1 rRNA gene is annotated in these 3,128 nt (G+C 50.4%); it reads left to right on the top strand.

What is annotated here, in order from left to right:
• The first annotated feature begins 113 nt into the window (after positions 1 to 113).
• Positions 114 to 3,005: ribosomal RNA gene (locus tag KP803_RS21670) — 23S ribosomal RNA — on the top strand.
• Positions 3,006 to 3,128: the final 123 nt, after the last annotated feature.

The following is a 3,128-nucleotide window of genomic DNA, read 5'->3' on the forward strand; positions in this document are numbered from 1 at the left end:
GTTTAATATTTGAGTCCGGCAAAATCGAAACGTTGTCTCGCTCATTCAAATAATGAGACAACAAGTTTACACCTTGGTTGTTTGCCATACAGAAAGACCTCTTGGGGTTGTATGGTTAAGTGACTAAGCGTACACGGTGGATGCCTTGGCAGTCAGAGGCGATGAAAGACGTAATAACTTGCGATAAGCCCAGATTAGGTAGTAATAACCATTTGAGTCTGGGATTTCTGAATGGGGAAACCCACGTGCATAAGCACGTATCGTTGTGTGAATACATAGCACAACGAGGCGAACCCGGGGAACTGAAACATCTAAGTACCCGGAGGAGTAGAAATCAACCGAGATTCCGAAAGTAGCGGCGAGCGAAATTGGAGTAGCCCTTAAGCTTTTAATGATGCAGGTGAAGAGTCTGGAAAGTCTCGCGATACAGGGTGATAGCCCCGTAACCGACACATCATAATCAGTGAAATCGAGTAGGGCGGGACACGTGATATCCTGTCTGAATATGGGGGGACCATCCTCCAAGGCTAAATACTACTGACTGACCGATAGTGAACCAGTACCGTGAGGGAAAGGCGAAAAGAACCCCTGTGAGGGGAGTGAAATAGAACCTGAAACCGTGTACGTACAAGCAGTAGGAGCACCTTCGTGGTGTGACTGCGTACCTTTTGTATAATGGGTCAGCGACTTAATTTTAGTAGCAAGGTTAACCGTTTAGGGGAGCCGTAGGGAAACCGAGTCTTAACTGGGCGTACAGTTGCTAGGATTAGACCCGAAACCAGGTGATCTAGCCATGGGCAGGTTGAAGGTTGAGTAACATCAACTGGAGGACCGAACCGACTAATGTTGAAAAATTAGCGGATGACTTGTGGCTAGGGGTGAAAGGCCAATCAAACCTGGAGATAGCTGGTTCTCCCCGAAAGCTATTTAGGTAGCGCCTCGGACGAATACTACTGGGGGTAGAGCACTGTTAAGGCTAGGGGGTCATCCCGACTTACCAACCCTTTGCAAACTCCGAATACCAGTAAGTACTATCCGGGAGACACACGGCGGGTGCTAACGTCCGTCGTGGAGAGGGAAACAACCCAGACCGCCAGCTAAGGTCCCAAAGTATAGCTAAGTGGGAAACGATGTGGGAAGGCTTAGACAGCTAGGATGTTGGCTTAGAAGCAGCCATCATTTAAAGAAAGCGTAATAGCTCACTAGTCGAGTCGGCCTGCGCGGAAGATGTAACGGGGCTAAGCTATACACCGAAGCTGCGGCTACGTACTTTTAAGTATGTGGGGTAGGGGAGCGTTCTGTAAGCCGTTGAAGGTGGTCTGTAAGGGCTGCTGGAGGTATCAGAAGTGCGAATGCTGACATGAGTAACGATAAAGGGGGTGAAAAACCCCCTCGCCGGAAGACCAAGGGTTCCTGTCCAACGTTAATCGGGGCAGGGTAAGTCGACCCCTAAGGCGAGGCCGAAAGGCGTAGTCGATGGGAAACGGGTTAATATTCCCGTACTTCTTATAATTGCGATGGGGGGACGGAGAAGGCTAGGTGGGCCTGGCGACGGTTGTCCAGGTTCAAGTATGTAGGCGGAAAGTTTAGGTAAATCCGGACTTTCTTAACGCTGAGATACGATGTCGAGCTACTACGGTAGTGAAGTCATTGATGCCATGCTTCCAGGAAAAGCCTCTAAGCTTCAGATTATAAGAAATCGTACCCCAAACCGACACAGGTGGTCGGGTAGAGAATACCAAGGCGCTTGAGAGAACTCGGGTGAAGGAACTAGGCAAAATGGTACCGTAACTTCGGGAGAAGGTACGCTCTTAACGGTGAAGTCCCTTGCGGATGGAGCTATTGAGAGTCGCAGATACCAGGTGGCTGCAACTGTTTATTAAAAACACAGCACTGTGCAAAATCGTAAGATGACGTATACGGTGTGACGCCTGCCCGGTGCCGGAAGGTTAATTGATGGGGTTAGACTTCGGTCGAAGCTCTTGATCGAAGCCCCGGTAAACGGCGGCCGTAACTATAACGGTCCTAAGGTAGCGAAATTCCTTGTCGGGTAAGTTCCGACCTGCACGAATGGCGTAATGATGGCCACGCTGTCTCCACCCGAGACTCAGTGAAATTGAAATCGCTGTGAAGATGCAGTGTACCCGCGGCTAGACGGAAAGACCCCGTGAACCTTTACTACAGCTTGGCACTGAACATTGAACCTACATGTGTAGGATAGGTGGGAGACTTTGAAACCGCGTCGCCAGATGCGGTGGAGTCAACCTTGAAATACCACCCTTGTACGTTTGATGTTCTAACGTTGGCCCCTTATCGGGGTTGCGGACAGTGCCTGGTGGGTAGTTTGACTGGGGCGGTCTCCTCCCAAAGAGTAACGGAGGAGCACGAAGGTGGGCTAAACACGGTTGGACATCGTGTGGTTAGTGCAATGGCATAAGCCCGCTTGACTGCGAGAATGACAATTCGAGCAGGTGCGAAAGCAGGTCATAGTGATCCGGTGGTTCTGAATGGAAGGGCCATCGCTCAACGGATAAAAGGTACTCCGGGGATAACAGGCTGATACCGCCCAAGAGTTCATATCGACGGCGGTGTTTGGCACCTCGATGTCGGCTCATCACATCCTGGGGCTGAAGTCGGTCCCAAGGGTATGGCTGTTCGCCATTTAAAGTGGTACGCGAGCTGGGTTTAGAACGTCGTGAGACAGTTCGGTCCCTATCTGCCGTGGGCGTTGGAAGATTGAAGGGGGCTGCTCCTAGTACGAGAGGACCGGAGTGGACGAACCTCTGGTGTTCGGGTTGTCACGCCAGTGGCATTGCCCGGTAGCTAAGTTCGGAATCGATAAGCGCTGAAAGCATCTAAGCGCGAAGCGAGCCCTGAGATGAGTCTTCCCTGGCACTTTAAGTGCCCTTAAGGGTTGTTCAAGACTAGAACGTTGATAGGCAGGGTGTGTAAGTGCTGTGAGGCATTGAGCTAACCTGTACTAATTGCCCGTGAGGCTTAACCATACAACACCCAAGGGGTTTTGATGGACTCAATATAAGAACATTGAATGCGTGTTTGAACTTTTATAATCAGTTTTCCGAATTAAAGAATTTGCTTGGCGACCATAGCGTTGCGGACCCACCTGA

Source organism: Vibrio amylolyticus (assembly GCF_023145695.1).
GTDB classification, from domain to species: Bacteria; Pseudomonadota; Gammaproteobacteria; order Enterobacterales; family Vibrionaceae; genus Vibrio; species Vibrio amylolyticus.